At 62.0% G+C, this 1,475-nt stretch carries 1 protein-coding gene; it reads left to right on the top strand.

Annotated features, from left to right (window positions below; translation table 11 throughout):
* Positions 1-83 precede the first annotated feature (83 nt).
* Complete coding sequence (locus AB4Y34_RS41570) at positions 84-1,457, top strand: IS4 family transposase (RefSeq protein ID WP_368719274.1); 1,374 nt, start codon at positions 84-86, stop codon at positions 1,455-1,457.
* The last annotated feature ends 18 nt before the right edge of the window (positions 1,458-1,475 follow it).

Genomic DNA, 1,475 nt, shown 5'->3' with positions numbered 1-1,475 from the left:
CTGAGCTTTACCCACAAGTCCGCTTGTAAACTGGTTCGGACGGTGTTAACTTTCGCGCATTCAATTGATGTAGCGGCTGCGGATTGGCGATCGGAGACGACACGGCAGACTGGGCGAGCGAGGAATTCGCGCAAGCGGATCTCGGAGACGCTCGCCTGTCGCATCGCCTGATTGTATTAGCACGTCAACTGGCGAGCAGCCCCCACACGTCGCTGCCGCAGGCTCTCTCGCCTGCTGAACTGAAGGCGGCCTACCGGTTCTTTGACAACGACCAGATCGACACCGACGGTGTACTGGCGCCGCATATCGCGCAGACGCTGCACCGTATGGAGCAGATCCCGGTGGTGCTGGCGATACAGGACACCACCGAATTCAACCTGACGCATCTGCCTGCCACAGATGGTTTGGGGCGCTGTACCGGTGGCAATGAACGCGGGTTCCTGATGCACAGCCTGCTGGCAGCCAGTCCGGAAGGCTTGCCGCTCGGCGTACTGGGCATGAAGACGTGGGCGCGTCGCGAAGGGACCCAGGGCAGCGCCGCGCAGCGCAAATCCCGGCCCATCCACGAGAAGGAAAGCATCAAGTGGATCGAGGGACTTGCGCACCTGTCGGCGCTGAAGTCGCGCTGTGAGCACACGCAAGTCGTTGGCATCGGTGATCGCGAAAGCGATGTCTATGAACTGTTTGCTGCGCAACGCCCGGACGGAGTGGACTGGCTGGTGCGCGCGGCGTGGAACCGCTGCGCGCGGCACCCCCAGCGCTATCTCTGGCAAGCAGTACTGGACACCCCCGCAGCAGGTCACACCGAGTTACTGGTGCCAGCCAAAGGGACTCGCCCCCAGCGCACTGCACGCCTGACATTGCGATACGCATGCGTACGTCTGCGACCGCCTCAAACGCGGACCCGTTTGCCCGAGCTGGACGTTTTCGCCGTGCACGTCATCGAGGACAAACCGCCTGCCGGTATCGAGCCACTCGAATGGATGCTGCTCACCTCGGTGCCCACTCACTCGCCCGGGCAGGCACTTGAGCGGCTGCAATGGTATGCACGGCGCTGGACGATTGAATCCTGGCACCGGGTACTCAAGAGTGGCTGCCGCATCGAGGCCCGCCAGTTCGGCACGCTCGAACGCTTTGTTCGGGCCACCTCCCTGTTCGCGGTCATTGCCTGGCGCATTCTCTACACCACGCTGCTGGCGCGGCTGGACGGTGACCTGCCTTGTGAGGTGGTCCTCCAGCCCGTCGAATGGCAAGCCCTGTATTGCCGAGTGCATCGAACCACCCGGCCACCTGACACGGTGCCGTCGCTGCATAAGGCGATACGATGGATTGCTGCCCTGGGCGGCTACCTGAATCGACGTCATGATCCACCACCCGGCGCCACGGTCATCTGGCGAGGTTTCCTCGTCTTGCACGAAATCACCGAGATGTTCCGTATCTTTAATTCAGGTCCGTAACTTGTGGGTAAAGCTCAG

This window comes from Paraburkholderia sp. BR10954 (genome assembly GCF_040965775.1).
GTDB lineage: Bacteria > Pseudomonadota > Gammaproteobacteria > Burkholderiales > Burkholderiaceae > Paraburkholderia > Paraburkholderia youngii.
The sequence above is the reverse complement of the archived record's forward strand: the minus strand, read 5'-3'. Positions and strand labels throughout refer to the sequence as shown.